Genomic DNA, 25,178 nt, shown 5'->3' with positions numbered 1-25,178 from the left:
CCATAGAAAGGAGGTGATCCAGCCGCACCTTCCGATACGGCTACCTTGTTACGACTTCACCCCAATCATCTACCCCACCTTCGGCGGCTGGCTCCCTTGCGGGTTACCCCACCGACTTCGGGTGTTGTAAACTCTCGTGGTGTGACGGGCGGTGTGTACAAGACCCGGGAACGTATTCACCGCGGCATGCTGATCCGCGATTACTAGCAATTCCGACTTCATGCAGGCGAGTTGCAGCCTGCAATCCGAACTGAGACCGGCTTTGATGGGATTGGCTTCACCTCGCGGTTTCGCTTCCCGTTGTACCGGCCATTGTAGTACGTGTGTAGCCCAGGTCATAAGGGGCATGATGATTTGACGTCATCCCCACCTTCCTCCGGTTTGTCACCGGCAGTCACTCTAGAGTGCCCAGCTTAACCTGCTGGCAACTAAAGTTAAGGGTTGCGCTCGTTGCGGGACTTAACCCAACATCTCACGACACGAGCTGACGACAACCATGCACCACCTGTCTCCTCTGTCCCGAAGGCCGCCACTATCTCTAGTGGATTCAGAGGGATGTCAAGACCTGGTAAGGTTCTTCGCGTTGCTTCGAATTAAACCACATACTCCACTGCTTGTGCGGGTCCCCGTCAATTCCTTTGAGTTTCAGTCTTGCGACCGTACTCCCCAGGCGGAGTGCTTACTGTGTTAACTTCGGCACCAAGGGTATCGAAACCCCTAACACCTAGCACTCATCGTTTACGGCGTGGACTACCAGGGTATCTAATCCTGTTTGCTCCCCACGCTTTCGCGCCTCAGCGTCAGTTACAGCCCAGAAAGTCGCCTTCGCCACTGGTGTTCCTCCACATATCTACGCATTTCACCGCTACACGTGGAATTCCACTTTCCTCTTCTGTACTCAAGTCACCCAGTTTCCAGTGCGACCTCAGGTTGAGCCCAAGGTTTAAACACCAGACTTAAATGACCGCCTGCGCGCGCTTTACGCCCAATAATTCCGGACAACGCTTGCCCCCTACGTATTACCGCGGCTGCTGGCACGTAGTTAGCCGGGGCTTTCTTCTCAGGTACCGTCACTCCGGTAGCAGTTACTCTACCGGACGTTCTTCCCTGGCAACAGAGCTTTACGATCCGAAAACCTTCATCACTCACGCGGCGTTGCTCCGTCAGACTTTCGTCCATTGCGGAAGATTCCCTACTGCTGCCTCCCGTAGGAGTCTGGGCCGTGTCTCAGTCCCAGTGTGGCCGTTCACCCTCTCAGGTCGGCTACGCATCGTCGCCTTGGTGGGCCGTTACCCCACCAACTAGCTAATGCGCCGCAGGCCCATCCCTCAGTGACAGATTGCTCCGTCTTTCATTCTTTCTTCAGGAGAAAAAAGAAATTATCCGGTATTAGCTACCGTTTCCGGTAGTTATCCCAGTCTAAGGGGCAGGTTGCCTACGTGTTACTCACCCGTCCGCCGCTAAGTTACTTTGAAAGCAAGCTTTCAAAGTAACTCCGCTCGACTTGCATGTATTAGGCACGCCGCCAGCGTTCGTCCTGAGCCAGGATCAAACTCTCCAATTAGTATTGAAAAGAGCGATATGCTCATTTTGAAACATCTGACGAGAAAATTAATTCTCTAATTTTGGATTTCACTTTCGTGATTTCCCACTCACTCGTTGTTCAGTTTTCAAAGATCAATGTCTCTCATTTCGTCGTCGTTGTTTGTCAGCGGCGACCTTTATAATATATCACAGTGTTTCGTTGTTTGGCAAGTCTTTTTTTTGAAAAAGTTTTTTTCAACTTTTCTTGCCTTCCGCTTCCCTTTTACACAAGCAAAAGGAGCGCGAGATATAATTTATCACGAGCACTCCTTTTTAGTCAAGCTATTTTATTAAAAAATCTTAAATTCATATAAGACTCTTGCATTTACCGCTTATCCTTAGTGTTTATACTGAGAAGAACGTCCACCCCACGCATACTTGGAAAGCTCTTTCTGAGGAGCAAAACGAGCATACATACGAAATACAGTCTTATATCTATTGGCGATGGCATGCCTGATATTTTGGTCCAAGCGCTGATCGCTCAAATCTAACAGCATCTCATCAAGTTCTTTCCGCAAAACATAATCCAGTTCCTTGCATTCTTTTTCGTTGAACAACATTCCCAACATATGCTTGGCCTCCTTCATGAAGTTGCAAGTAACACATTCACTAAAACCAAAAACCCCTTGTACATAATTAGTTAGTCCATCTCATGGAGAAAGCTGCCTTAAGATCCTCTTACACTAGATTAACCGGAGTACTCTTTTTATAACCATAATTATTAAAAATTCCCTTTATGGTTTCGTCACGATTATATACTTCTGACCTTTAGGCAATCCTTGGATGAATAGCTTTACTGTTATGCTCCATTCTCGGAAGTTTTATGATAAAAGAGAAAAAGTTATTGTGCTTTCAATGATGGCTGCAACAAATAACAGGATTATTGTCCAAATAGATGCCGTAAGTGTTTGACGCATGAACGAAGACCACTCAACACCTCTGTTCACTTTTTTAGTGGATGAGCTAAACAGGCTTGCAACTACTTTCCCGCCGAACTGAAGCCCAAATGCACAAGCAATAATGATTGCTGGAATCTCTATAATCCCATGTGGCAGCAGTCCTTTTACTATTAGTTCGAATAAATCCTGTCCTTGGAGTGCTGATAAATGAATCAGATAGCCGATAACCGCTCCGTTAATAAATAAGAATATGGCTGGCAGTATACCGAACAACGCCCCTAAAAATATGATAAGAACACCCTTGATGCTGTTATTCAAAAATATAAATACAAAGAAGCTCCATTGCGGATTAGAAGAATCTCTAAGGTTGCCACTGATTTCACTGAGCCCCTCTAATTGCTGAACCAATAGCTTTTCCAGACTGCTAGTAGCTACCCACCCTATAACCGCTCCTACTGCGAACAGCAGACAGGATAGCAATAAAGCCTTCCGGATCGTTTTTAGATCTTTAATAAACGTGAAGAACGACAACATAAATACCCTCCTGAAATTGTGATCTCTGTTTCTTAGGTCATAACCTTGCGGTACGAGCATACATTTAGAACAAACAAGCATTTCGCATGGGAGAGGAGCGCTGTCATTATGAATTCTTTTTATGTATTCAGCGGCAAAAAGATTAAACGATTCATCTATATCTTCGCCGCTGTGCTTCTTGCTGCTGGAGTTGTATATGTCGAGAGGGGAAACATAACCGTTTTTTCTGAATCCGGACCTTCCGCGATCTACAGTGTACCAACAGAGAAGAAGCTGATTGCCCTGACCTTCGATATTAGCTGGGGGGAGAAAAGACCCGAACCAATTTTGAAGGTACTTGAAGACAAGAAAGTGGACAAAGCCACCTTCTTCCTATCGTCTCCATGGAGTAAGACTCACCCAGACATTGTAACTAACATTAAGAATGCAGGTTTTGAAATTGGAAGTCATGGTCATAAACACGTCAATTACAGCACACTAAGCAACGAAGAAATTCGTACACAGATCTCAACGGCTCACACCGTACTTACCGAATTAACCGGCACTGAACCCAATTTGATTCGTATGCCTAATGGTGATTTTGACAAAAGAGTCCTTCAGGTTGCCAGCGATCTCGGCTACAAGGTCATTCAATGGGATACAGACTCCCTGGACTGGAAGAACATCGGCGTAGACAATATCGTGAAGCGTGTAACGACAAAAGCGCATCCAGGTGATATCGTCCTTCTACATGCCAGTGATTCCTGTAAACAAACACATGAAGCACTTCCACTCATTATCGACGAGCTCCGCAGACAAGGTTATGAATTCGTTACCGTCTCTGAGCTGATTAGTCAAAGCAACACCGAAGGTAAAGAAGTACGCGACTCAGCTTCACTGAGTAATGCCATTGAGGACGCAGCTGGGCTGTAAAAACACATTCAATCTCTGGTGCCGTAATGGATGTTGATCTGTCCAAAGGATTAATGACGTGGAGAAATGAGTTCCGATATGTCAGGTGTGGGGGTATTCAGCTTTGGATAGCTCAGATCCAGACTCTCCAGTGTCTTTACAACGATGGATAAGGTCAAATAGTTGCGGTACCATTGATGATTGGCGGGTATCCAGTACCAGGGTGCTTTATCTATGCTAGATTCCTTGAAAACATCTTCATATGCTTCTTGGTAATCATCCCAATACTCCCGCTCCTGGAGATCACTTGCATCGAATTTCCAATGTTTTTTGGGATCTTCAAGCCGTTCCTTAATCTTCTTCAGCTGCTTCACTTTAGAAATATGCAGAAAAAGCTTGATAATTGTCGTCCCCTCTTCCACCAGCATTTCCTCGAACTGCCGTATGTAACGAAAGCGACGCTTCAAGTCATCCTTTTTTAACCCTCCGTGTACCCGTGGTACCAATACATCTTCATAATGCGAGCGGTTAAATGCAGAGATATATCCCTTAGGAGGTGTCTTCTGATGAACCCTCCATAGAAAATCATGAGCCTCTTCCTCTAGAGATGGTTTCTTGAAGCTGGTCACTATAAATCCTTGTGGATTAATGCCTGAAAAAATATGCTTAACCGTGCCATCCTTACCGCTGGAATCCATTCCTTGCAGAATAACAAGCAACGAATGCTTTTTCTGAGCAAACAAAATATCTTGGAGCTCTGCCAAACGTGCTTTAAACTCTTCTGTTTTGGCTTCTACTTCTTTTTTGGATTTAAAAACACCTGTGTCGTCCGGATCCAGCTTGTTAAGCCGGATTTCTTTTGTGTCTTTTATCATATAGCGCTTGATGTCCATATATTCCCCTCCTAAAAGTTTTGTAAAGCATATGCATCATTGAGGAGCTTCGTACAAAACTCGCTTCGGAAGCATCTACTATGTTTTGTAAAGCATATACATCATAGGAACGCTTCGTACAAAACTTACTTCGAAAGCATACGCTTAGTTTTGTGAGCGTATCGTTCTTTAAGATTAACCTCTACAATCAGATTTTAATCGTTAAGATACAGTTAGAGCAAAAAACCCCGTCTTCTGAGATCAGAGCACGGGGTTCTTTGTTTAGTGCCTTCCCCATTCATTATCCGGCTGCCGGCTTCAGAATACGGTGTAGCATCAAAATTTGGAATGCATTACAAGCGATAAGCGGAACAACAATAAACACCGTTGCACTATCAACACCTATACGGAGCACGCCAATAACTTCCACAATTGAAATAGCTGTCATAAAAAAGAGGGTTGGAATCAAAGCTGAGATGTTTGTACTTTTTACTTTGAAATAAGACACAATAATAGCTGCTAGCAAAATAACGATTCCTAATATTAGATCAGACATAACATTTCTTTCTCCACCAACGACGGTACGCAAAAAAATCAGTTCAAGCAATGCGAGCACAGAAAGCACTAGTTGTATGTATTTCCAAACCTTTTGTGGAAAAACGCCGTTGCCCATATAATTCAAAATCAAATAGGCAAAAAAACCAAGTTGCGAATAAACGCTTACAAGCATACCGTAGCCAAGCAGAATCAGCGGGTATAAAAAGAAATCCCCGACACTTTTGAAATCAATCTTACCATTTACGAATTGCAGTGCCAGACCAGCGATTACAGCCCCACCCGCTCCTATAAGGAGGGTAGTCCAAAATAAATGAAACCATTTTTTTATACTCAGCCAATTCACCTCCTCTTGTCAGATTTATTTTACCAAGGATACCGACAAAACACCATTACACCCACAACATAAATGTGATCTAATTCGGCATAATACATCTAGAGAATCCTATAAAGGAGGGCAGCGCCAATGAAATGGAGATTTATCGGATCTGTGGGTTTGGCATTGAGCTTTGTTATGGCCTTAACGGCTTGCGGAAGTGAGCAGAGCAGTTCTTCTTCCGGACAAGGCAGTTATAAAGAAACGAAGACCATGGTTTTAGATATATTGAAAAGCGATGAGGGTAAAAAAGCGGTTGAGGAATCATTATCAAGCTCCAGCTCTAGCGGTACCAGTGGAATGAGCATGAAGATGATGCCACTTCAAACAACAGAGGAGATCAAGCTCGCTGTTAAAAATACTCTCACTGCACCGGAATATCAGAAGGAAATCGAGAAGATAATGACTGATCCCAAATTCGCGGGCGATTTTGCTAAAGCCATTCAATCACAAAGCAAGGAACTACACCTACAGCTAATTAAGGATCCAACTTATCAGAAATCAGTCGAAGAAATTATGAAGTCTCCAGAAATGATGACAATGTTTTTAAATCTCACTAAAACACCTGATTACCGTAAACAATCCATGAAGACCATGCAGGAATCCATGCAAACTCCATTATTTCGCATGGAAGTATTGAATTTACTTAAAAAAGTCGTACAAGAAGAACTTGAACCAAAAGAGAAAAAAGAAAAGGGTAGCGAAGGTGGCGACAAACAGGAAAGCAGTGGCGGCGGCAGCGGCGATGATTCAAGTTCTTAAAAAAAAGGCCTTATCCCACTAATACGTGTGGGAAGGCCTCTTTTTTATGCACAAGAGTTAGTGCTCATATTTGGCAATAAGTTTATCAGCAATTTCTGCAAATAATTGTCCTGATGGTGTCTCTTCTTTGTATACAGAAGGTGAGAAATCCGGTTCGGAAATATGGTTGTCCGGTGCACCTAGCGGTATTTGTGCAAGCAGCTCCGTATGAAGCGTCTCGGCAAGCCTCGCTCCTCCGCCTCTGCCAAAGATATAATCTTTCTTACCACAGTCAGTGCACTCATAATAAGCCATATTCTCAATGACTCCAATAATCTCATGATCTGTCTGTAGAGCCATAGAGCCCGCTCTAGCCGCCACAAACGCTGCGGTAGCGTGAGGTGTCGTAACTATAATCTCTTTGCTGTGAGGCAGCATCTGATGCACGTCAAGTGCCACATCACCAGTACCTGGGGGAAGATCAAGCAGCATATAATCAAGTTCACCCCAACCAACATCATTGAAGAACTGGCGAAGCATTTTACCCAGCATAGGTCCCCGCCAAATAACTGGACTATTCTCACGAATAAAGAAGCCCATAGACATGACCTTCACTCCAAAACGTTCCACAGGAATAATCGTTCCTTCTTCTACAACTGGTCCCTCTTCGATCCCCATCATATCGGGAATACTGAAACCATAAATATCAGCATCGATAAGACCAACTTTTTTCCCTTTTCTTGCAAGGGCTACGGCCAAATTCACCGTTACGGTTGACTTACCAACTCCACCTTTGCCGCTGGCCACGGCGATAAAGTTCACGCCAGAGCTCTCGCTAATTAATTCATGGTCATCAAGGCCTGCTGCATGTCCTTTAAGTTTCCCAGGTTCATCGAAATCCTCTACGCTCTCTCCGCGAAGTATAGCACGTTCATAATCGGTTGCATCACGAAGCCGGATATGTACATTAGAAACCCCACCCGCTTCAAGCAATTCACGAACCTGTTGTTCTAGATCCATGCGACTTTGCTCTTCAGGATTCAGACATATGATAGATAAAGAAATACGGTCTTCTTTAATCATAATGTCACGGATCAGCTGTAGTTCCACAAGGCTTTTTCCAGTTTCAGAGTCTGTTAATGGCTGCAGTATTTCCTGAATTTGTTCCTTAGTCAGCATGGAAAGCACCTCTGTTTCCTTTCCGGTTGAGAGTTCTCCGGAGTTTTTGTCTATTATAGCATTACCAGTCTCCCGATGAGTAGTCCTGACTACTCGGAGGCGTACCGAAGAATTCCCCGATAAATGCTAGTCGCTACCTTCCGCTGATAGACATCATTTCCGAGTAGAGCTGATTCCTGGGGGTGTGACAAGAAGCCGACTTCAACAAGCACGGCTGGTATTTTCAATGCTTTTAACAGATATACAGTATTCACTGTCTTTGCCACACGATCCGTGTTCTCCAGCGTAGTCTTCAGCTCACTCTGCACAAACTCCGCTATAGCTTTATTATCCTTGTGATTGGGGTAGTAAAAGGTCTGTGCTCCACTCCAACGATTGGAAGGGACACTGTTCATGTGAACACTTATAAAAAGATCTGCGCCTTTCTCTTCGATGCTTCTTACTCTTTGTTTAAGATCTTCCGTCTTGCGCTTAGAATAGCCCTTAGTGCCTTCCTGAGCCAAATCATAATCACCCTCACGAGTCATTACTACAATAGCCCCTGCCTGCTGCAGATAATCACGCAAATAAAGCGATACAGCGAGATTAATATCTTTCTCAATTAGCCCTTCCCGGCTAACCGCTCCTCCATCAGCTCCACCATGTCCCGCATCGAGAGCAATAACTTTCCCTGACAAGGGCAGACTCCAATAATTTAGTGTTTTAGCGGTAGGCATGTCATACGCGATAATTCCAATCATTATAGCTAGCAGCATCACGCCAAGCATACTTTTTTTGATACTGCTCCATGAAATCCAGACCGAGACTTTACTCTGCTTTCGGCCAGACATAACAAAGACCCCCTCGTCCCGATAGATAATACTCATCTATATGGGACAAGAAGGTCAAATAGTACTAGCTGTTAATGATTAAGCTGTAACTTCTTGAGTCATACCTTCAATCAGAATCTGCGCAACCTCAGGCCGTGTAAATTCTGGCGGAGGACATTGGCCATCACGGAGCAAAGCACGTACCTTCGTACCCGACAATGTCATGTGATCATCACTAGGATGAGGGCAAGTTTTACTGGATGCCATATTCCCGCATTTTTTACAGAAGAAGCTATGTTCAAAAAATAATGGAGTAATATCAAGTTCTTCAGCACTAAAATTCGAGAAAATTTCCTGTGCTTCATAAGTGCCATAATAATCACCTACCCCAGCATGGTCACGACCGACGATGAAATGGGTACAGCCGTAATTTTTGCGAACCATTGCATGGAAAATTGCTTCTCTAGGGCCTGCATAACGCATTGCCGCCGGAAAAACACCAAGGAAGGTACGATCCTCAGGATAATAGTTCTCCAAAAGCGCCAGATAGCTCTTCATCCGTACATTTGCCGGTACATCATCTGACTTCGTCTCACCAACAAGTGGATTTAGGAATAGAGCGTCTACAACCTCCATAGCGCACTTTTGAATGTACTCGTGAGCTCGGTGGACCGGATTGCGTGTTTGGAAGCCTACAACCGTTCTCCAGCCCTTTTCAGCAAATATCTTCCGCGTATCCGCAGGATCAAAATAAAATTCACCGAACTTCTCTGGCTGTGGGCGGTTCAAGACTGTAATGGGTCCTCCAACATAAGTTGCAGGGCGAGCCAACAGCTTGCTCACACCAGGATGTTCAGGATCTGTTGTCTTGAAGACATTTTGTGCTTCAATCGTTTGATCTACAGTATAAATACTCTCAATATCCAATAAACCGTAAATCTCGCCATCGTCTTCACCGATTAAAGAAACTTTATCCCCAATTGATAAACTGGCAGCCACATCATCTTCTACAGCCAGTGTTATTGGAATGCTCCACACTGTTCCATCTGCTAAACGCATGCTTTTTACTACTGAATGATAGTCTTGCTCATTTAAAAAGCCTGTCAGTGGCGAAAATGCTCCTACAGCTATAAGATCCAAATCGGATAAAGTCCAGGTATTTAAGGCAATTACCTTACTATCACGCGCGAGATTTAGCAATTCTTCTCTTTCAGTACCCTCTACTACACGGTTAACCAAAGCTCCGCCATGCGGACGTATTGAAGTCATCTTAGTCTCTCCTTCTATGTTCCCACAGGAATATGTCTTACTTGTGCAATCCGCACTCTGTCTTCTCTGATCCAGACCAACGGCCAGCACGCGGATCTTCACCTGGCATAACCTGACGTGTACATTGCTCACAGCCAATACTTGGATAGTTACGGTCATGTAGAGGGTTATAGATTACGTCATTTTCACGAATATAGTTCCATACATCTTCTGACGTCCAATCCGCAATAGGATTAAACTTCACTAAACCAAATTTATAATCATACTCGACCTTTTTAGCATTTGCACGGGTAGGCGCTTGATCGCGACGAATTCCAGTAATCCATGCCTCATATTGAGATAATATACGAGTCAATGGTTCAACTTTACGAATACCACAGCATTGATTTGGGTCAACCGTCCATAACGCATCACCGTATTGAAGTGCTTGCTCCTGCGTGGTGAGTTGCGGAGACACTCGTACAAACTCTAATCCGTATTTGTCTGCCATCAAATCTCTGGTTTCGTAGGTTTCCTTAAAATGATAATCTGTATCGAGATAAAAGACATCAGTAGATGGACTAACTTTGTGAAGCATATCAACAAGCACTACATCTTCGGCACCAAAGCTGCAGGCAAAAGTAATGTTAGGAAATGTTTCTACAGCCCAGCGGATAATATCCTCGGGTGAAGCACTCTCTAATTCTTCGGCCTTTATTCTGATCAATTCTTCTTTCTCGAGCAGGTTCATTAAGGTATTCCTCCATCCAAAATATTAATCGTATGAATAAATGAGGTAAAAGAAGTAATAAAACCAACTATTTCTATATGAAATAGTATATAACTTTTACTGAGGAAGTCAATGAGTTTCAACCCTCAGAATTAGTAAATGAATGCAAAAAAAGCCCATTTCTTGTTCGAAAGGGGCTGCTAAAAAAAATAAAACCCTCGACCGTAAAGGCCAAGGGTTGAATTCTTGATAAATATTAACGTTTCGAGAACTGAGGCGCACGACGTGCAGCCTTCAAGCCGTATTTCTTACGTTCCTTCATACGTGGGTCACGAGTCAGGAAGCCGGCTTTCTTAAGCGCACCGCGATATTCAGGGTCAACTTTAAGCAATGCACGGGAGATACCGTGACGAATTGCTCCAGCTTGACCGGAAATGCCGCCACCATGTGCAAGAACGATTACATCGTAGTTGCCTAGTGTTTCAGTCAGGTTCAAAGGTTGTTTTACGATCATTTTCAGTGTTTCCACACCGAAATATTCGTCCATCTCACGTTTGTTAATGACAATGCGTCCTTCACCCGGTACAAGGCGAACACGTGCTACCGAATGTTTACGACGACCTGTCCCATAGTATTGTACTTGTGCCATGAAACTGTCCTCCTCTATTCTTATCCGCGAAGTTCGTAAACTTCAGGTTTTTGTGCTGCATGTGGATGCTCGGCGCCTGCATATACTTTCAATCTCAGCTTCATGTGGTCCCCTTGACGAGTCTTAGGAATCATACCATGAACAGCGAATTCAATTACGCGTTCTGGTTTAGTATTCAGCAAAGTTTCAGCATTAGTAACTTTCAATCCACCTGGGTGCATCGAGTGACGGTAGTATTTCTTGTTTTGCAATTTCTTACCGGTCAAGTGAATCTTCTCAGCGTTGATTACGATAACGAAATCTCCTGTATCAACGTGTGGAGTGAATTGCGGTTTGTGTTTGCCACGGATCAAAGCAGCGGCTTCGCTGGCCAAACGACCGAGTGTCTTGCCTTCGGCATCAATAATGTGCCAATTGCGTTCAACTTCGTTCGGCTTCGCCATATAGGTGGTACGCATGAATGTTTCCTCCTTGTTCTCGTACGAAAATCTTCTGTTTCGTATATCTTGTTTCTCATTGAATTACAATTATGTGAGTTAAGCAAAGCATTTTTTTGGCATTTCCTTGATCGGGGCTGTGGGATAGCCATCAAGAAAACACAACTTTTATATTACAGTATAAACATAACAAGTGCAAGTGATTTTTAAACATTCAGCCTATTATTTAGGAAGAAATTTATAGAAAAAAAGATTCACTTTCAGTCTCGTCATATTCTACACTCCACAAAGCCAACCCCTTGGCCATAGCTGTTGGACCAGCAGCAGAACGATCACATGCCGCCAATATCTCAGCAACATGATCAGCATCTATTTTACCTTCCCCCACATGGATCAAAGTCCCTATAATAATGCGAACCATATGCTGAAGAAATCCACTACCCGTTATATAAGTTTGGATCACTCCCTGATCTAATGAAGAGGGTCGGCACATGCTGCGGTCTACTTCCATATGAGCTTCAAAGATCGTTCGTACATGAGAGGCCTTAGTAGACTTCCGTGAAGCAAACGAAGTGAAGTTATGTGTCCCTAAAATATGCGTTAAGCCTTGCTGCATCGCAGGAATGTCCAACCTCACCGGATGATGAAGCTGCCAGCGCCGTTGAAACGGGTCTGGAAACCTGTTGCCGTTAATCGTGTATCGGTAAGTTTTACGCTTAGCTCCTCTACGAGAGTGAAACGTCAGCGGTACTTCCCTAGCCTCAGTAACCACGATATCTTGTGGCAGCCGGGCATTAAGCGCCAGACACCAACGTTCAAGTGGGATTCGAGAGGAGGTCGTAAAGTTAAAAGGCTGACCGTAGGCGTGTACTCCGGCATCTGTGCGACCAGAAGCAGTAATCTTAAGCTCCTCACCTGTCAGATGGAGTATCGCTTGCTCCAGCCGATCTTGAATCGTATTGCCCTGAGGCTGGGTCTGAAAGCCATCATAATTTGTTCCGTCATAATTGACCTTCATCAATAGATTACGCATTCCGTTCTCCTTTTTAAACCGTTCAGCAGAAACGTCGATCGAAGCACTGTCTGATCTTATTCAAGAGGAAGAAATGGCTTTGCCGTCCCTAGAAGGACGGCATCCATTAACACTTCACTCCATTACTTCAAAAAAAAGAGCCCCTGCGGGAGCTCCTTCAATTGAACCAAGGTGATTCCCACGGTTATTAGTACAGCAGAGTCTTGCGCCTCTGCAGCACAATAACGCTGATATTTCCCCCATCTTTACTCCAAAGAGGGCCGGATGAAAGGGAAGCATCGGAAATCAATACTTGTGATACTACGCGCGGTCTACCAATTCAAGATAAACCATAGGCGCAGCGTCCCCACGACGAGGTCCGAGTTTCAGGATACGAGTGTATCCACCTGGACGCTCTGTGTAACGAGGAGCAATGTCAGAGAACAATTTTTGAATTGCATCTTGTTCACCATCAACAGTCTCGCGGCGAACAAATGCAGCTACTTGACGACGAGCATGAAGATCGCCTTTTTTAGCTTTAGTGATCAACTTTTCAGCGATAGAACGAACTTCTTTCGCTTTAGCTTCCGTTGTTTGGATGCGCTCGTATAAAAATAGATCCGTTACCATGTCGCGAAATAACGCTTTACGCGCACTGGAATCACGGCCCAATTTTTGATATGCCATGTGTTTTCCCTCCTTTACTGTAGCAATCTGTAGCTATTCTTCTGTACGGAGTCCCAAACCAAGTTCCTCAAGCTTCTCCTGAACTTCTTCCAAAGATTTACGACCAAGGTTACGCACCTTCATCATATCTTCTTCAGTCTTCGTGGTAAGCTCTTGTACGGTATTAATACCAGCACGTTTGAGGCAGTTGTAGGAGCGGACAGAAAGATCAAGCTCTTCGATTGTCATCTCTAGCACTTTTTCTTTTTTGTCTTCTTCTTTTTCAACCATAATTTCGGCGTCTTTCGCTTCGTCCGTAAGACCTACGAACAATACGAGGTGCTCGTTCAAAATTTTGGCTCCGAGGCTTACAGCCTCTTCCGGTCTAATACTGCCATCTGTCCAAATTTCAAGCGTCAATTTGTCGTAGTTAGTCACTTGACCAACACGTGTATTGTCTATGCCGTAGTTAACGCGTGAAATAGGAGTGTAGATGGAGTCAACCGGGATAACGCCAATTGGCTGATCGTCGCGTTTGTTCCGGTCCGCTTGGACGTAGCCGCGACCACGGCCTGCAAAAATACGCATGTGAAGTCTCGCACCAGGTCCCAGCGTTGCAATGTGAAGATCCGGGTTGAGGATCTCAACATCGCTGTCCGCACGGATATCACCTGCGGTAACGATGCCTTCCCCTTCGGCATCAATCTCAAACACTTTTTCCTCGTCTGAATGAATCTTCAGGGACAAGGCTTTAAGGTTCAGAATGATCTCCGTCACATCTTCCATTACGCCTGGAACGGTCGAGAACTCATGCAGAACGCCGTCAATTTGGACCGAAGTCACTGCGGCTCCTGGAAGCGAAGAAAGCAATATCCGGCGAAGTGAATTCCCCAGAGTCGTGCCATACCCACGTTCCAACGGTTCAACTACGAATTTCCCATAGGTACCTTCATCATTAGCTTCTACGGTCTCAATCTTCGGCTTTTCGATTTCTATCACGAGTTTACCCCTCCTTCAACGTCGCTCCTATATGAAACTGTCACCCCATCAGGTGCATCATGTAGTATGCCTAAACACCTATTATTAGCAGATGTGTCAGAATTATACCACATTTACAATACTGATTTCACTATACGCGACGACGTTTCGGCGGACGGCATCCATTGTGAGGAACCGGAGTTACGTCTTTAATAAGGTTAACTTCAAGCCCTGCAGCTTGAAGGGAACGGATGGCTGCTTCGCGGCCCGCGCCCGGTCCTTTAACCATAACCTCAACCGACTTCATGCCGTGCTCCATAGCTGCTTTAGCTGCTGATTCAGCTGCCATTTGTGCTGCGAATGGAGTCGACTTACGGGAACCTTTAAATCCTTGGCCGCCGGAGCTTGCCCAGGAAATTGCATTTCCGTGAGGATCTGTGATGGTAACGATGGTGTTATTGAACGTGGAACGAATATGTGCCACGCCGGATTCGATATTTTTACGGTCGCGACGTTTGGTACGTACGACTTTTTTCGGTTTAGCCATTGTCTCTTATCCCCCCTTATTATTTCTTCTTGTTTGCTACCGTACGACGCGGGCCTTTCCGGGTACGGGCATTGGTTTTAGTACGTTGACCGCGAACAGGCAATCCACGACGGTGACGAACACCGCGGTAACAGCCGATCTCAGTAAGACGTTTAATATTCAAGGAAATTTCACGACGCAGGTCACCTTCAACCTTAACCGTTTTGTCGATCGTTTCACGCAGTTTGCTGACTTCATCTTCCGTCAAATCACGGACACGTGTATTAGCGCTAATGCCTGTTTCATTAAGAATTTTCTGAGAAGTCGTTTTACCGATTCCGAAAATATAAGTCAAGGCGATCTCAACGCGTTTGTCACGTGGCAAATCCACTCCAGCTATACGAGCCATTTTACGCTACACCCCCTTCTTAACCTTGTTTTTGTTTGTGTTTCGGATTTTCGCAAATCACCATAACAGTCCCTTTGCGGCGGATTACTTTACATTTCTCGCAAATGGGCTTTACAGAAGGTCTTACCTTCATGTTAATTACCTCCTCAAAGTTTTGCGAAGCAAAACTTTTTTCGTAGTTCCCATCTATTTACGGTAAGTTATACGACCTTTTGATAAATCATAAGGCGATAACTGCACGACCACTTTGTCTCCGGTCAAAATACGGATAAAGTGCATCCGCAATTTACCGGATACATGGGCAAGTATTTGATGACCGTTCTCAAGCTCAACCTTAAACGTTGCATTTGGCAACGGTTCAAGGACAGTACCTTCTACTTCAATGACATCTTCCTTAGCCACAGTTAGTCTCCTTTCTCATAAGCACTTATTCCGGTTGGGCCAGCATACTTCATGACTGCGTAACGCAGCTTTCCGTTTGTTACCCGCCCAGTTTCTTCCAAACTGTTCACAACCTCACTGCTGATGAAGGGTATGAGCTCAAGATGAAGAATATTCTTCTTCTTTGGCCCATCAAACTTACGTTTGTCTCCATCTGCAATGTATACAAATCTGCTATCAACAACTGCGATAACAACGGCTGCCTCTCCGGCATCTTTGCCTTTGAGAATTCTCACTAATTGACCAACCTGCGGGCTGCTCACAGTATTCAAGTGGAGATCACCTACGCATTCAGTTTTGTGAAAATTTCCATGCCGTCCGGAGTAACTGCTACTGTATGCTCAAAGTGAGCACATAGGGAGCCATCCACCGTAACGACAGTCCAGTTATCTTCCAGCGTTCTGACATGTCTCTTTCCTACGTTTACCATCGGCTCAATCGCGAGTACCATACCCGGTTTCAGACGTGGTCCGCGGTCCGCTATGCCATAATTCGGAATTTGCGGTTCTTCATGCAGTTTTGCCCCAATACCATGACCAACATACTCACGTACGACTGAGAAACCAGCCTCTTCGATGTATTGCTGGATAGCATGGGAGATTGTAAACAAGCGCACATCCGGCTTAACTAACGCCAGTCCCGCGTACAAGGAGCCTTCCGTAACGTCCAGCAAACGCTGAGCCTCTTCGGAAATGCTGCCCACACCGTAGGTCCAGGCGGAATCACCGTGATAACCGCGGTACTCTGCACCGATATCCAGCGTTACAATATCGCCTTCGATCAGTTTGCGTTTACCTGGAAATCCATGCACTAATTGTTCGTTGACTGAAGCGCAAATGCTGGCAGGAAAACCGTTGTAGCCTTTGAAAGACGGCACAGCACCTTGACTGCGAATGTATTGATCGGCGATTCTGTCGAGATCGCCCGTTGTAATGCCAGGCTCAATGGCCTCAGCAATAAGACGGTGACTCTCGGCAACAATTCGACCAGCTTCCCTCATAAAGGCAAGTTCCTGTTCGGATTTACAAATGATCATTACATTAACCCCGCAATAAAGATACGATTTCAGAAGAAACGACATTGATTTCGTTTTCCCCATTTACCTGACGCAAAAGACCTTTATTATCATAAAACGCAAGCAGCGGCGCTGTCTTATTATCATACTCATCCAGACGCTTGCCTACACTTTCTTCGTTGTCATCCGGACGTTGATACAATTCACCGCCATCAATGTCGCAAATGCCATCTTGCTTCGGCGGGTTGAAGATTAAATGGTAGGATGCTCCGCAAACTGTGCAGATACGACGTCCAGTAAGACGCGCCATCAACAGTCCACGGTCAACATTCAAGTTGATGACATGATCCAAAGAAGTATTCAAACGGCTTAGAATTTCATCCAGCGCTTCCGCTTGCGAAAGAGTTCTTGGAAAACCATCCAATAGAAATCCTTTTTCGCAATCGGACTGCTGCAGCCGTTCTTCAACTATACCAATGGTCACATCATCTGGTACAAGTAAACCTTGATCAATAAATGATTTAGCCTTCAATCCTACTGGAGTCTCTTGTTTGATTGCCAAACGGAAAGCATCTCCTGTCGAAATATGCGGAATGCCAAACTCTTTTATGATCTCAGCCGCTTGTGTTCCCTTGCCTGCCCCAGGAGGGCCCATGAATAAAATGTTCACGATTTCTCTCTCCCCCCAAAAGTTCGCCACCAAGCAAGAAACAGCACAATAGGTGCCGGGAAGAATAAAAAATTACGCTTCACCGGAACCTATCGCCTATTTATTGATGAAGCCTTTGTAATGGCGTTTGATCAATTGGCTCTCGATCTGCTTCATAGTATCCAATGCCACACCGATTACGATTAGCAGTGAAGTACCACCAATTCGAACTTCTTTAGGCAATCCAGATAAAGCACCGAAGAACATCGGCAATACAGAGATCAAAGCCAGGAACAATGCGCCGGACATAGTCAGACGAGACATTACTCTAGTCAAATATTTCTCAGTAGCTTTACCAGGACGGATACCTGGAATGTAACCACCATTCTTCTTCATGTTATCAGCCATCTGCTGAGGATTCATCTGCACGAACGTATAGAAGAACGTGAACCCGATGATCATCACTACATACAGAAGCATACCAAGTGGTGCATCAGTTGCCAAATACTTGGCAATCCATTGAGCCCAGGCATGTGTTGACCAGAAACTGGAGAGAACAACTGGGAACTGAAGCAGTGATACGGCGAAGATAACCGGAATTACACCAGCCGCATTAATTTTCAGCGGAATGTGCGTATTCTGTCCACCGTACATTTTGTTGCCGACTACGCGTTTAGCGTATTGAACAGGAATCTTCCGAATACCTTGCTGTACGAAGATAACTGCTGTAATAATCGCTACAATCACAATCAGCACAATAACGACTTTAAGAATATTCAGGAACACTTGATCCGGCTGAATAAAGCTTGAGTTAGCCGTACTCGTGATATATCCCGGGATGGCGGCGACGATTCCCGCAAAAATCAGGATCGAAATCCCGTTCCCGATTCCCTTTTCGGTAATCTGTTCACCAAGCCACATCAGGAAAGAAGTACCAGCCGTCAAGATAATGGCAACCAGTAAGTAGTCAGCAAATGTCGCATTCGGCATCATTTGAGTTCCATAAATCCGGTTAAACCCTATCGACGTAGCAAAACCTTGGATCAGGGCCAAAATCACAGTACCATAACGAGTGATTTGCGCTAGTTGTTTTTTACCGTGCTCCCCTTGTTTAGCCCATTCAGCAAACTTAGGAACAACATCCATCGACAGCAATTGCACGATGATGGATGCTGTAATGTACGGATAAATACTTATCGCAAATATCGAGAAGTTTTTGAGCGCTCCGCCCGAGAAGGTGTTCAAAAGTCCCATCAAAGCGTCACCGCTTTGATTTGCTGTTTCCAGTACATCTTTGTTCACACCAGGAACCGGTACAAACGAACCGATACGGTAGATAATCAGAATGAACAAGGTAAACAGGATCTTTTTGCGCAAATCTTCCACATGCCAGATATTCTTAAGCGTCTTGAACATTAGATCACCTCGGTTTTACCGCCGGCAGCCTCGATTTTCTCTACCGCAGATTGAGAGAACTTATTTGCTTGTACAGTCAATTTAACGGTTAACTCACCATTGCCGAGAATCTTAATGCCGCTTTTGGAATTCTTGACAACACCAGTTTCAAGCAACAACTGCGGAGTCACTTCTGTTCCTTCTGCAAAGCTATTCAGATCTTCAAGGTTCACAATCGCATACTCTTTACGGGTAGGATTGACGAAACCACGTTTAGGCAGACGACGATAGAGCGGATTTTGTCCACCCTCGAAGCCCGGACGAACACCACCGCCAGAACGTGAGTTTTGACCTTTGTGACCGCGACCGGAAGTTTTACCATTTCCGCTACTTGGTCCACGACCAACGCGATTGCGTTCTTTGCGGGAACCAGGAGCTGGAGCAAGTTCATGTAACTTCATCGTTTGCACCTCCTTATGTTTGTTAATTTATACGAGGCGATTAGCCTTCAATTTCAGTTACAGATAGCAAGTGACTCACTTTGTTGATCATTCCGCGAATTGCAGGACTGTCATTGTGAACCACTGTCGTGTTGAGTTTACGTAGGCCGAGCGTCTTAACAGTAACACGTTGTGTTTCTGGACGTCCGATTACACTACGTACGAGGGTAATTTGCAATTTTGCCATTGACGTTCCCCTCCTTAACCGCGCAATTCTTCGACAGATTTGCCGCGAAGTTTCGCGACCTCTTCAATGCGTTTCAGACGGGAAAGTCCCTCCAAAGTTGCATTGACCATGTTCATGGAATTCGAAGAACCCAGTGATTTTGTCAAAATGTCGCCAACGCCTGCCAATTCCAATACCGCACGAACTGGACCGCCAGCGATAACGCCAGTACCCTCTGATGCTGGTTTCAGCAACACGCGTCCTGCGCCGAAGTGGCCAGTAACGAGATGGGGAATCGAAGTTCCTACGATTGGAATGTGAATCAGGTTTTTCTTGGCGTCTTCAATGCCTTTACGGATGGCATCCGGAACTTCGCCGGCTTTACCGATACCAGCACCGACGTAGCCATTGCCATCGCCCACAACAACGAGTGCACTAAAGCTGAAACGGCGTCCGCCTTTTACAACTTTTGCTACACGGTTAATGTGTACAACTCTTTCTGTCAGTTCTAAACTGTTCGGATCTACACGCAAGTCGTTAACCTCCTTTTAAGAATTATTCTAGAATTCAAGACCAGCTTCACGAGCTGCGTCAGCCAATGCTTGAATTCGTCCATGGTACAAGTAACCTCCGCGGTCGAATACGACCACTGCATAGCCTTTTTCTTTAGCACGCTCAGCGACCAATTGGCCAACTTTCGCTGCAGCTTCAACGCTGCCGCCATTACCGATGTTAGCGCTCAGTTCTTTATCAAGTGTAGAAGCGGATACGATAGTAACCCCTTTAACATCATCGATCAGTTGAGCGTAGATGTGTTTTGAAGAACGGAATACGTTCAAACGTGGACGCTCAGTAGTTCCCTGGATCTTCTTACGAACACGCAGGTGTCTTTTGAGACGAGCCTTGTTTTTATCTTCTTTTGTAATCATGACTTCCCTTTCACTCCCTTCAGTTTGCCGTAAACAGCTTCACTTTAAGATGCACGGGGTATCTTACAATTAAGTTCAAACTGGTTATTTCTTCTTACCAGCTTTACCTTCTTTGCGGATGATACGCTCGCCTTCATATTTGATACCTTTACCTTTATACGGTTCTGGCTCACGAACGGAACGAATTTTAGCAGCATATGCGCCAACGCGTTCTTTATCGATACCTTTAACGATGATCTTCGTGTTCGCAGGAACTTCAAACTCAATACCTGCTTCCGGTGTAATTTCAACCGGGTGGGAGTAACCAACGTTCAGAACGACTTTATCTCCGGATTTGCTTGCACGATATCCGACCCCAACCAATTCCAGAGATTTCGAGAAACCTTCAGTCACGCCTGCTACCATGTTGTTGACAACGGAGCGGGTTGTGCCGTGAAGTGAACGATGCAATTTGTTATCCGACGGACGAACAACGGTAATTTCGTTATTTTCAACTGTAACCTTCATGTCTTTATGAAGCTCACGAGTCAAAGAACCTTTTGGACCTTTTACTGTAATAACGGCGTTGTCCAAAGTGACATCTACACCGCTAGGTACTGCGATTGGTTTACGACCAATACGAGACATGTGTTGCACCTCCTTATCTTGTGACGTTTATTACCAAATGTAGCAGACAACTTCTCCGCCAGATTTTGATTGACGAGCTTCTTTGTCGGTCATAACTCCCTTAGATGTGGAGATAATCGCGATTCCTAGACCACCGAGTACACGAGGCACTTCATTGCTCTTCGTGTATACGCGAAGGCCTGGTTTACTGATTCTTTTCAAACCAGAAATAACACGCTCTTGGTTAGGGCCGTATTTCAAGAAGATACGGATAATCCCTTGTTTGCTATCTTCAACGAATTCCGCATCGCGGATGAAACCTTCACGCTTCAAAATGTCAGCGATTTGTTTCTTCATAGTAGAAGCAGGCATTTCTACCGTTTCGTGACGCACAATGTTAGCGTTACGAATACGAGTAAGCATATCTGCAATAGGATCAGACATAGTCATGTGTGTAAACCTCCTTCCCGTTTATAAACTTCTTACCAACTTGCTTTTTTCACGCCAGGGATCTGGCCTTTATAAGCTAATTCACGGAAACAAATTCTGCAAATTTTGAACTTTTGCAGTACCGAATGTGGACGACCACAACGTTCGCAACGTGTATATGCACGTACTTTAAACTTAGGCGTACGTTGTTGTTTAACTTTCATCGAAGTTTTTGCCACTTAGCCTGACACCTCCTAAACATTTTCGGAGAAAATGGATTAACCGACTTTATTTTGCGAAAGGCATTCCCAGCTGACCCAGCAGCTCGCGGGATTCCTCGTCCGTCTTAGCAGTCGTTACAATAACGATGTCCATACCGCGGACTTTATCCACTTTGTCATATTCGATCTCGGGGAAGATCAATTGTTCTTTAAGACCAAGTGTGTAGTTACCACGGCCGTCAAAGGCTTTAGTGGAAACACCACGGAAGTCACGTACGCGTGGAAGCGTTACGTTGAACAATTTGTCCAAGAAGTAATACATACGCTCGCCGCGCAGTGTTACTTTAACCCCAATCGGCATATTTTCGCGTAGTTTGAAACCAGCGATGGATTTTTTAGCTTTAGTGATTACTGGTTTTTGACCAGCGATCAACTGCATGTCATTAACTGCAGCATCAAGTACTTTGGAGTTTTGAACAGCGTCACCCACACCCATGTTGATGACAACCTTCTCGATCTTAGGCACTTGCATAACAGTTGTATAGTTAAACTTCTGCATCAAAGCAGGTGTTATTTCGTTGAGATAACGTTCTTTCATTCTTGCTGCCATGAAGATTTAACCTCCTTTCTTAAGGGCTAGATTAGTCGATAATCTCTCCGGATCTTTTAGCAATCCGAACTTTTTTACCGTTGTCCAATACTTTGTAACCGATACGTGTTACTTTGCCGGACTTCGGATCGATGTGCATTACGTTGGACACATGAATCGAAGCTTCCTGCTCAATAATTCCACCCTGTGGATTCAGCTGGTTCGGCTTTTGGTGTTTTTTCACCATATTGACGCCTTCTACCAGAACGCGGTTTTCACGAGGATAAGCAGCGATGACACGGCCTTTTTTGCCTTTGTCTTTACCACTAATCACAAGCACCACATCATCTTTCTTCACGTGCAGTTTATTGTTATGGGATTCCAGAACTTTTTTCACTCTAGGCATTTATTACACCTCCTATAACTAACCTTCAACTTATTGGTGCTCGTGTTTATTAGATTACTTCCGGTGCCAAGGAAACGATCTTCATGTAGTCTTTATCGCGAAGTTCGCGAGCAACTGGTCCAAAGATACGTGTTCCACGAGGGCTTCTGTCGTCTTTAACAACAACAGCTGCATTTTCGTCGAATGCGATGTAAGATCCATCTTTACGACGAACGGAACGTTTCGTACGAACAACTACCGCTCTAACAACATCACCTTTTTTGACAACGCCGCCTGGTGTTGCTTGTTTAACGGAACAAACGATCAAATCACCGATTGCTGCTGTACGGCGTCCAGTACCACCCAGTACGCGGATACACATCAGTTCCTTCGCACCAGAGTTGTCAGCCACATGCAAGCGTGTAAATGGTTGAATCATTATAATTTCCTCCTTCCGGAAAAACTCTTTTGATTATCTTAGATGATAACCGCTTTTTCAACCACTTCAACTAGTCTCCAACGTTTGTCCTTGGACAACGGACGAGTTTCCATGACTTTTACGGTATCGCCAATTTTCGCAACGTTTTCCTCATCATGTGCTTTGAATTTCTTCGTAGACTTGATGCGTTTGTGGTACAAGTTATGCTTCTTATAGGTTTCAACAGCGACTACGATGGTTTTATCCATTTTATCACTGACCACTTTACCGATTAGCACTTTACGTGCATTACGTTCTTCGCTCATTAGTTAGCCTCCTTCCTGAATACGGATCTGAGATCCGTCTCACTTAACTAATCCCAAGCACTCTTTGATGGATTACGGTTTTAGCACGAGCTATTTCCTTACGCACGTCACGAATCCGAGTCGGGTTGTCCAGTTGGCCAGTTGCCAATTGGAAACGGAGATTAAAAAGTTCCTCTTTGAATCCAGCGATCTTTTGTTCAATCTCAGCAGTGGTTAAGTTGCGAAGTTCATTAGCTTTCATTTGCTTCACCACCCAATTCTTCACGTTTCACAAACTTAGTCTTAACAGGCAGCTTGTGAGCGGCAAGACGCATCGCTTCACGAGCGATTTCTTCCGACACGCCTCCGAGTTCGAACATAATCTTGCCCGGTTTAACTACGGCTACCCATTTCTCAACGTTACCTTTACCACTACCCATACGAACCTCGAGAGGCTTTTGAGTAATAGGCTTATCTGGGAAAATCTTGATCCAAACTTGACCGCCACGTTTGATATAACGTGTCATTGCGATACGAGCAGCTTCGATCTGACGGTTAGTGATCCAAGATGGTTCCATTGCAACCAGGCCGAATTCGCCGAAGTTCAATTCAGTACCACCCTTTGCCATACCCTTCATGTGTCCGCGTTGTTGCTTGCGGTGTTTTACGCGTTTTGGTACCAACATGATTAGTTGCCTCCTTCCTGAGCAGCTTGTTTCTTAGCTGGGGGAAGAACTTCTCCACGGTAGATCCATACTTTTACGCCGATAAGACCGTAAGTTGTATGTGCTTCAGCCGTTCCGTAATCGATATCGGCACGAAGCGTATGAAGTGGAACTGTTCCTTCGCTATAACCTTCTGAACGAGCAATCTCAGCTCCGCCAAGACGTCCGCCTACTTGAGTTTTAATCCCTTTTGCGCCAGAACGCATTGTTCTTTGAATCGCTTGTTTGAGTGCACGACGGAACGATACACGACGTTCCAATTGTTGAGCAATGCTCTCAGCTACAAGAATTGCATCCAATTCAGGGTGCTTGATTTCATTGATGTTGATGTGTACTTTTTTGCCACCAGCGATTGCTGTAACTGCGCTGCGAAGTACTTCTACTTCTGCTCCGCCCTTACCAATAACCATACCTGGTTTAGCAGTGTGAATTGTAACGTTCACGCGGTTAGCCGCTCTTTCGATCTCGATATGGGAAACAGCGGAATCCTTCAACTTACCTTTAAGGTATTCCCGGATTTTGACGTCTTCCATCAGAAGAGTACCGAAATCTTTTCCTGCATACCATTTAGATTCCCAATCGCGAATGATCCCGATCCGGAGTCCGATTGGATTTACCTTTTGACCCACGTGTTATCCCTCCTTATTTCTCAGATACCACCAGTGTAATGTGGCTCGTGCGTTTATTGATCCGACTTGCGCGGCCCATGGCGCGCGGACGGAAACGTTTCATAGTAGGTCCTTGGTTAACGAAAACCTCGCTAACGAACAAACTGTTCACGTCCAAAGAATAGTTATGCTCAGCATTCGCAATTGCCGAATTAAGCAACTTCTCAACGACCGGAGAAGCGGATTTCGGAGTGTGGCGAAGAATAGCAATTGCTTCCCCCACTTGCTTACCACGAATCAAGTCAACAACCAGTTTCGCTTTACGAGCGGAAATCCGCACCGATCTTGCATGTGCTTTTGCTTCCATTGTTTAACCTCCTTTCAAACAGAGACCTTATTATTATCTTCTTGTTTTCTTATCGTCACCCGCGTGGCCTTTGTAAGTACGTGTTGGCGCGAACTCGCCCAACTTGTGACCTACCATATCTTCTGTTACGTATACAGGCACGTGTTTACGGCCGTCATATACACCAAACGTATGTCCGATAAACTGAGGGAAAATGGTTGAGCGACGGGACCAAGTTTTAACTACAACCTTTTTTTCAGCCTCGTTCAGTTCCTCAACTTTTTTAAGCAGGTAGCCATCGATAAACGGCCCCTTCTTTAAACTGCGACCCATGTGTGAATCCTCCCTTCATCCGG

The 25,178-nt window shown here is 44.9% G+C and carries 39 protein-coding genes and 1 rRNA gene; 2 read left to right on the top strand and 38 right to left on the bottom strand.

What is annotated here, in order from left to right; translation table 11 throughout:
• Positions 1–6: 6 nt before the first annotated feature.
• From MKX60_RS06950 to MKX60_RS06940, 3 genes are all read right to left on the bottom strand, one after another.
• Positions 7–1,564: ribosomal RNA gene (locus MKX60_RS06950) — 16S ribosomal RNA — on the bottom strand.
• 358 nt (positions 1,565–1,922) lie between these two features.
• Positions 1,923–2,153 (bottom strand): hypothetical protein, encoded by a 231-nt coding sequence (locus MKX60_RS06945; RefSeq protein WP_036680631.1) that lies wholly within the window; start codon positions 2,151–2,153, stop codon positions 1,923–1,925.
• A 252-nt stretch (positions 2,154–2,405) separates the two neighbouring features.
• Positions 2,406–3,017 carry a stage II sporulation protein M gene (locus MKX60_RS06940; RefSeq protein WP_042192138.1) on the bottom strand — a complete coding sequence of 204 codons (612 nt, stop codon included), beginning with the start codon at positions 3,015–3,017 and terminating at the stop codon, positions 2,406–2,408.
• Between the two features lie 108 nt (positions 3,018–3,125).
• Here MKX60_RS06940 and pdaB point away from each other — a divergent pair, with 108 nt between their 5' ends.
• Positions 3,126–3,929, top strand: a complete 804-nt coding sequence (gene pdaB / locus MKX60_RS06935) for a polysaccharide deacetylase family sporulation protein PdaB (protein WP_042192142.1) — start codon at positions 3,126–3,128, stop codon at positions 3,927–3,929.
• 50 nt (positions 3,930–3,979) lie between these two features.
• Here the strand turns inward: pdaB and MKX60_RS06930 are convergent, their stop codons facing one another.
• Both MKX60_RS06930 and MKX60_RS06925 read right to left on the bottom strand, forming a co-directional pair.
• Positions 3,980–4,801, bottom strand: coding sequence for a PPK2 family polyphosphate kinase (locus MKX60_RS06930; RefSeq protein ID WP_341059387.1), 822 nt, complete (start codon positions 4,799–4,801; stop codon positions 3,980–3,982).
• 280 nt (positions 4,802–5,081) lie between these two features.
• A complete protein-coding gene (locus MKX60_RS06925) occupies positions 5,082–5,672 on the bottom strand; it encodes a KinB-signaling pathway activation protein (RefSeq protein WP_042132517.1) in 591 nt (196 codons plus the stop codon).
• A 129-nt stretch (positions 5,673–5,801) separates the two neighbouring features.
• On the opposite strand from MKX60_RS06925, the gene gerD reads away from it, so the two are divergent.
• Complete coding sequence (gene gerD, locus MKX60_RS06920) at positions 5,802–6,473, top strand: spore germination lipoprotein GerD (RefSeq protein ID WP_042192146.1); 672 nt, start codon at positions 5,802–5,804, stop codon at positions 6,471–6,473.
• Between the two features lie 57 nt (positions 6,474–6,530).
• Here gerD and MKX60_RS06915 read toward each other — a convergent pair whose 3' ends face one another.
• The 33 genes from MKX60_RS06915 to rpsS all read right to left on the bottom strand — a co-directional run bounded on the left by MKX60_RS06915 (position 6,531) and on the right by rpsS (position 25,155).
• The gene (locus MKX60_RS06915) at positions 6,531–7,631 is read right to left on the bottom strand and encodes an Mrp/NBP35 family ATP-binding protein (protein WP_076300967.1); all 1,101 of its coding nucleotides are present in this window, start codon (positions 7,629–7,631) and stop codon (positions 6,531–6,533) included.
• An 89-nt stretch (positions 7,632–7,720) separates the two neighbouring features.
• On the bottom strand, positions 7,721–8,461 hold the full coding sequence (cwlD, locus tag MKX60_RS06910; RefSeq protein ID WP_042192151.1) for an N-acetylmuramoyl-L-alanine amidase CwlD: 741 nt from the start codon (positions 8,459–8,461) through the stop codon (positions 7,721–7,723).
• Between the two features lie 78 nt (positions 8,462–8,539).
• A complete protein-coding gene (gene sat, locus MKX60_RS06905) occupies positions 8,540–9,709 on the bottom strand; it encodes a sulfate adenylyltransferase (RefSeq protein ID WP_341059386.1) in 1,170 nt (389 codons plus the stop codon).
• A 37-nt stretch (positions 9,710–9,746) separates the two neighbouring features.
• Positions 9,747–10,439 (bottom strand): phosphoadenylyl-sulfate reductase, encoded by a 693-nt coding sequence (locus MKX60_RS06900; RefSeq protein ID WP_341059385.1) that lies wholly within the window; start codon positions 10,437–10,439, stop codon positions 9,747–9,749.
• Positions 10,440–10,674: 235 nt separating this feature from the next.
• Entirely contained in the window at positions 10,675–11,067 is a 393-nt protein-coding gene (gene rpsI, locus MKX60_RS06895; RefSeq protein ID WP_025706574.1) for a 30S ribosomal protein S9, read from the bottom strand.
• A 20-nt stretch (positions 11,068–11,087) separates the two neighbouring features.
• Positions 11,088–11,525 (bottom strand): 50S ribosomal protein L13, encoded by a 438-nt coding sequence (gene rplM / locus MKX60_RS06890; protein WP_036680589.1) that lies wholly within the window; start codon positions 11,523–11,525, stop codon positions 11,088–11,090.
• Positions 11,526–11,742: 217 nt separating this feature from the next.
• On the bottom strand, positions 11,743–12,537 hold the full coding sequence (gene truA / locus MKX60_RS06885) for a tRNA pseudouridine(38-40) synthase TruA (protein WP_341059383.1): 795 nt from the start codon (positions 12,535–12,537) through the stop codon (positions 11,743–11,745).
• Positions 12,538–12,837: 300 nt separating this feature from the next.
• Positions 12,838–13,203, bottom strand: a complete 366-nt coding sequence (gene rplQ / locus MKX60_RS06880) for a 50S ribosomal protein L17 (RefSeq protein WP_019908254.1) — start codon at positions 13,201–13,203, stop codon at positions 12,838–12,840.
• 33 nt (positions 13,204–13,236) lie between these two features.
• Positions 13,237–14,181 (bottom strand): DNA-directed RNA polymerase subunit alpha, encoded by a 945-nt coding sequence (locus tag MKX60_RS06875; RefSeq protein ID WP_036680585.1) that lies wholly within the window; start codon positions 14,179–14,181, stop codon positions 13,237–13,239.
• Positions 14,182–14,311: 130 nt separating this feature from the next.
• The gene (rpsK, locus tag MKX60_RS06870) at positions 14,312–14,707 is read right to left on the bottom strand and encodes a 30S ribosomal protein S11 (RefSeq protein WP_019908251.1); all 396 of its coding nucleotides are present in this window, start codon (positions 14,705–14,707) and stop codon (positions 14,312–14,314) included.
• 19 nt (positions 14,708–14,726) lie between these two features.
• Positions 14,727–15,095, bottom strand: a complete 369-nt coding sequence (rpsM, locus tag MKX60_RS06865) for a 30S ribosomal protein S13 (RefSeq protein ID WP_036680583.1) — start codon at positions 15,093–15,095, stop codon at positions 14,727–14,729.
• Between the two features lie 19 nt (positions 15,096–15,114).
• The gene (gene rpmJ / locus MKX60_RS06860; RefSeq protein WP_003322638.1) at positions 15,115–15,228 is read right to left on the bottom strand and encodes a 50S ribosomal protein L36; all 114 of its coding nucleotides are present in this window, start codon (positions 15,226–15,228) and stop codon (positions 15,115–15,117) included.
• A 53-nt stretch (positions 15,229–15,281) separates the two neighbouring features.
• A complete protein-coding gene (infA, locus tag MKX60_RS06855) occupies positions 15,282–15,497 on the bottom strand; it encodes a translation initiation factor IF-1 (protein WP_036652996.1) in 216 nt (71 codons plus the stop codon).
• A gap of 2 nt (positions 15,498–15,499) precedes the next feature.
• Entirely contained in the window at positions 15,500–15,808 is a 309-nt protein-coding gene (locus MKX60_RS06850; RefSeq protein ID WP_042192158.1) for a KOW domain-containing RNA-binding protein, read from the bottom strand.
• Positions 15,809–15,819: 11 nt separating this feature from the next.
• Positions 15,820–16,572, bottom strand: a complete 753-nt coding sequence (gene map, locus MKX60_RS06845; protein WP_042192159.1) for a type I methionyl aminopeptidase — start codon at positions 16,570–16,572, stop codon at positions 15,820–15,822.
• A gap of 4 nt (positions 16,573–16,576) precedes the next feature.
• Positions 16,577–17,221 carry an adenylate kinase gene (locus MKX60_RS06840; protein WP_042131217.1) on the bottom strand — a complete coding sequence of 215 codons (645 nt, stop codon included), beginning with the start codon at positions 17,219–17,221 and terminating at the stop codon, positions 16,577–16,579.
• A 96-nt stretch (positions 17,222–17,317) separates the two neighbouring features.
• Complete coding sequence (gene secY / locus MKX60_RS06835; RefSeq protein ID WP_042131218.1) at positions 17,318–18,616, bottom strand: preprotein translocase subunit SecY; 1,299 nt, start codon at positions 18,614–18,616, stop codon at positions 17,318–17,320.
• Complete coding sequence (gene rplO, locus MKX60_RS06830; RefSeq protein ID WP_036680569.1) at positions 18,616–19,056, bottom strand: 50S ribosomal protein L15; 441 nt, start codon at positions 19,054–19,056, stop codon at positions 18,616–18,618. Before rplO ends, secY begins: the two co-directional genes overlap by 1 nt.
• Before the next feature lie 40 nt (positions 19,057–19,096).
• Positions 19,097–19,282, bottom strand: a complete 186-nt coding sequence (gene rpmD, locus MKX60_RS06825) for a 50S ribosomal protein L30 (protein ID WP_036680567.1) — start codon at positions 19,280–19,282, stop codon at positions 19,097–19,099.
• A gap of 14 nt (positions 19,283–19,296) precedes the next feature.
• A complete protein-coding gene (gene rpsE, locus MKX60_RS06820) occupies positions 19,297–19,794 on the bottom strand; it encodes a 30S ribosomal protein S5 (protein WP_036652980.1) in 498 nt (165 codons plus the stop codon).
• Between the two features lie 27 nt (positions 19,795–19,821).
• On the bottom strand, positions 19,822–20,190 hold the full coding sequence (gene rplR, locus MKX60_RS06815) for a 50S ribosomal protein L18 (protein ID WP_042131220.1): 369 nt from the start codon (positions 20,188–20,190) through the stop codon (positions 19,822–19,824).
• A gap of 84 nt (positions 20,191–20,274) precedes the next feature.
• On the bottom strand, positions 20,275–20,817 hold the full coding sequence (gene rplF, locus MKX60_RS06810) for a 50S ribosomal protein L6 (RefSeq protein ID WP_042192166.1): 543 nt from the start codon (positions 20,815–20,817) through the stop codon (positions 20,275–20,277).
• 30 nt (positions 20,818–20,847) lie between these two features.
• Positions 20,848–21,246, bottom strand: coding sequence for a 30S ribosomal protein S8 (gene rpsH / locus MKX60_RS06805; protein ID WP_036680560.1), 399 nt, complete (start codon positions 21,244–21,246; stop codon positions 20,848–20,850).
• A gap of 32 nt (positions 21,247–21,278) precedes the next feature.
• Entirely contained in the window at positions 21,279–21,464 is a 186-nt protein-coding gene (locus MKX60_RS06800) for a type Z 30S ribosomal protein S14 (RefSeq protein ID WP_013312154.1), read from the bottom strand.
• A gap of 49 nt (positions 21,465–21,513) precedes the next feature.
• Positions 21,514–22,056, bottom strand: a complete 543-nt coding sequence (gene rplE, locus MKX60_RS06795) for a 50S ribosomal protein L5 (RefSeq protein WP_042131222.1) — start codon at positions 22,054–22,056, stop codon at positions 21,514–21,516.
• 31 nt (positions 22,057–22,087) lie between these two features.
• Positions 22,088–22,441 carry a 50S ribosomal protein L24 gene (rplX, locus tag MKX60_RS06790; RefSeq protein ID WP_076286851.1) on the bottom strand — a complete coding sequence of 118 codons (354 nt, stop codon included), beginning with the start codon at positions 22,439–22,441 and terminating at the stop codon, positions 22,088–22,090.
• 49 nt (positions 22,442–22,490) lie between these two features.
• On the bottom strand, positions 22,491–22,859 hold the full coding sequence (gene rplN / locus MKX60_RS06785; RefSeq protein WP_036680556.1) for a 50S ribosomal protein L14: 369 nt from the start codon (positions 22,857–22,859) through the stop codon (positions 22,491–22,493).
• 38 nt (positions 22,860–22,897) lie between these two features.
• Positions 22,898–23,164 carry a 30S ribosomal protein S17 gene (rpsQ, locus tag MKX60_RS06780; protein WP_042131223.1) on the bottom strand — a complete coding sequence of 89 codons (267 nt, stop codon included), beginning with the start codon at positions 23,162–23,164 and terminating at the stop codon, positions 22,898–22,900.
• 43 nt (positions 23,165–23,207) lie between these two features.
• The gene (rpmC, locus tag MKX60_RS06775; protein ID WP_019908232.1) at positions 23,208–23,405 is read right to left on the bottom strand and encodes a 50S ribosomal protein L29; all 198 of its coding nucleotides are present in this window, start codon (positions 23,403–23,405) and stop codon (positions 23,208–23,210) included.
• Positions 23,395–23,829 carry a 50S ribosomal protein L16 gene (gene rplP / locus MKX60_RS06770; RefSeq protein ID WP_042131224.1) on the bottom strand — a complete coding sequence of 145 codons (435 nt, stop codon included), beginning with the start codon at positions 23,827–23,829 and terminating at the stop codon, positions 23,395–23,397. Before rplP ends, rpmC begins: the two co-directional genes overlap by 11 nt.
• A gap of 2 nt (positions 23,830–23,831) precedes the next feature.
• A complete protein-coding gene (gene rpsC / locus MKX60_RS06765; protein WP_042192169.1) occupies positions 23,832–24,497 on the bottom strand; it encodes a 30S ribosomal protein S3 in 666 nt (221 codons plus the stop codon).
• 13 nt (positions 24,498–24,510) lie between these two features.
• Positions 24,511–24,843 carry a 50S ribosomal protein L22 gene (gene rplV, locus MKX60_RS06760; protein WP_036680546.1) on the bottom strand — a complete coding sequence of 111 codons (333 nt, stop codon included), beginning with the start codon at positions 24,841–24,843 and terminating at the stop codon, positions 24,511–24,513.
• A gap of 33 nt (positions 24,844–24,876) precedes the next feature.
• A complete protein-coding gene (rpsS, locus tag MKX60_RS06755) occupies positions 24,877–25,155 on the bottom strand; it encodes a 30S ribosomal protein S19 (RefSeq protein ID WP_036652940.1) in 279 nt (92 codons plus the stop codon).
• Positions 25,156–25,178: the final 23 nt, after the last annotated feature.

Source organism: Paenibacillus sp. FSL R5-0914, assembly GCF_038004525.1.
Classification (GTDB): Bacteria; Bacillota; Bacilli; order Paenibacillales; family Paenibacillaceae; genus Paenibacillus_AQ.
The sequence above is the reverse complement of the archived record's forward strand: the minus strand, read 5'-3'. Positions and strand labels throughout refer to the sequence as shown.

Coding starts and splice junctions, on each gene's coding strand:
- rplF (WP_042192166.1), bottom strand. CDS start 20,817: ATGTCTCGTATTGGTCGTAAACCAATCGCAGTACCTAGCGGTGTAGAT.
- secY (WP_042131218.1), bottom strand. CDS start 18,616: ATGTTCAAGACGCTTAAGAATATCTGGCATGTGGAAGATTTGCGCAAA.
- MKX60_RS06915 (WP_076300967.1), bottom strand. CDS start 7,631: ATGCTGACTAAGGAACAAATTCAGGAAATACTGCAGCCATTAACAGAC.
- rplM (WP_036680589.1), bottom strand. CDS start 11,525: ATGCGTACCACCTATATGGCGAAGCCGAACGAAGTTGAACGCAATTGG.
- MKX60_RS06940 (WP_042192138.1), bottom strand. CDS start 3,017: ATGTTGTCGTTCTTCACGTTTATTAAAGATCTAAAAACGATCCGGAAG.
- rplX (WP_076286851.1), bottom strand. CDS start 22,441: ATGCCTAGAGTGAAAAAAGTTCTGGAATCCCATAACAATAAACTGCAC.
- rpsK (WP_019908251.1), bottom strand. CDS start 14,707: ATGGCTAAACCGAAAAAAGTCGTACGTACCAAACGTCGCGACCGTAAA.
- rpsQ (WP_042131223.1), bottom strand. CDS start 23,164: ATGAGCGAAGAACGTAATGCACGTAAAGTGCTAATCGGTAAAGTGGTC.
- truA (WP_341059383.1), bottom strand. CDS start 12,537: ATGCGTAATCTATTGATGAAGGTCAATTATGACGGAACAAATTATGAT.
- rplN (WP_036680556.1), bottom strand. CDS start 22,859: ATGATTCAACCATTTACACGCTTGCATGTGGCTGACAACTCTGGTGCG.
- rpmJ (WP_003322638.1), bottom strand. CDS start 15,228: ATGAAGGTAAGACCTTCTGTAAAGCCCATTTGCGAGAAATGTAAAGTA.
- cwlD (WP_042192151.1), bottom strand. CDS start 8,461: ATGTCTGGCCGAAAGCAGAGTAAAGTCTCGGTCTGGATTTCATGGAGC.
- rplE (WP_042131222.1), bottom strand. CDS start 22,056: ATGGCAGCAAGAATGAAAGAACGTTATCTCAACGAAATAACACCTGCT.
- rpsI (WP_025706574.1), bottom strand. CDS start 11,067: ATGGCACAAGTACAATACTATGGGACAGGTCGTCGTAAACATTCGGTA.
- pdaB (WP_042192142.1), top strand. CDS start 3,126: ATGAATTCTTTTTATGTATTCAGCGGCAAAAAGATTAAACGATTCATC.
- MKX60_RS06930 (WP_341059387.1), bottom strand. CDS start 4,801: ATGGACATCAAGCGCTATATGATAAAAGACACAAAAGAAATCCGGCTT.
- MKX60_RS06900 (WP_341059385.1), bottom strand. CDS start 10,439: ATGAACCTGCTCGAGAAAGAAGAATTGATCAGAATAAAGGCCGAAGAA.
- rplR (WP_042131220.1), bottom strand. CDS start 20,190: ATGATTACAAAAGAAGATAAAAACAAGGCTCGTCTCAAAAGACACCTG.
- rplO (WP_036680569.1), bottom strand. CDS start 19,056: ATGAAGTTACATGAACTTGCTCCAGCTCCTGGTTCCCGCAAAGAACGC.
- rpsS (WP_036652940.1), bottom strand. CDS start 25,155: ATGGGTCGCAGTTTAAAGAAGGGGCCGTTTATCGATGGCTACCTGCTT.
- gerD (WP_042192146.1), top strand. CDS start 5,802: ATGAAATGGAGATTTATCGGATCTGTGGGTTTGGCATTGAGCTTTGTT.
- rpmC (WP_019908232.1), bottom strand. CDS start 23,405: ATGAAAGCTAATGAACTTCGCAACTTAACCACTGCTGAGATTGAACAA.
- rplQ (WP_019908254.1), bottom strand. CDS start 13,203: ATGGCATATCAAAAATTGGGCCGTGATTCCAGTGCGCGTAAAGCGTTA.
- rpsM (WP_036680583.1), bottom strand. CDS start 15,095: ATGGCTCGTATAGCTGGAGTGGATTTGCCACGTGACAAACGCGTTGAG.
- rpmD (WP_036680567.1), bottom strand. CDS start 19,282: ATGGCAAAATTGCAAATTACCCTCGTACGTAGTGTAATCGGACGTCCA.
- rplV (WP_036680546.1), bottom strand. CDS start 24,843: ATGGAAGCAAAAGCACATGCAAGATCGGTGCGGATTTCCGCTCGTAAA.
- map (WP_042192159.1), bottom strand. CDS start 16,572: ATGATCATTTGTAAATCCGAACAGGAACTTGCCTTTATGAGGGAAGCT.
- MKX60_RS06945 (WP_036680631.1), bottom strand. CDS start 2,153: ATGTTGGGAATGTTGTTCAACGAAAAAGAATGCAAGGAACTGGATTAT.
- rplP (WP_042131224.1), bottom strand. CDS start 23,829: ATGTTGGTACCAAAACGCGTAAAACACCGCAAGCAACAACGCGGACAC.
- rpsH (WP_036680560.1), bottom strand. CDS start 21,246: ATGACTATGTCTGATCCTATTGCAGATATGCTTACTCGTATTCGTAAC.
- sat (WP_341059386.1), bottom strand. CDS start 9,709: ATGACTTCAATACGTCCGCATGGCGGAGCTTTGGTTAACCGTGTAGTA.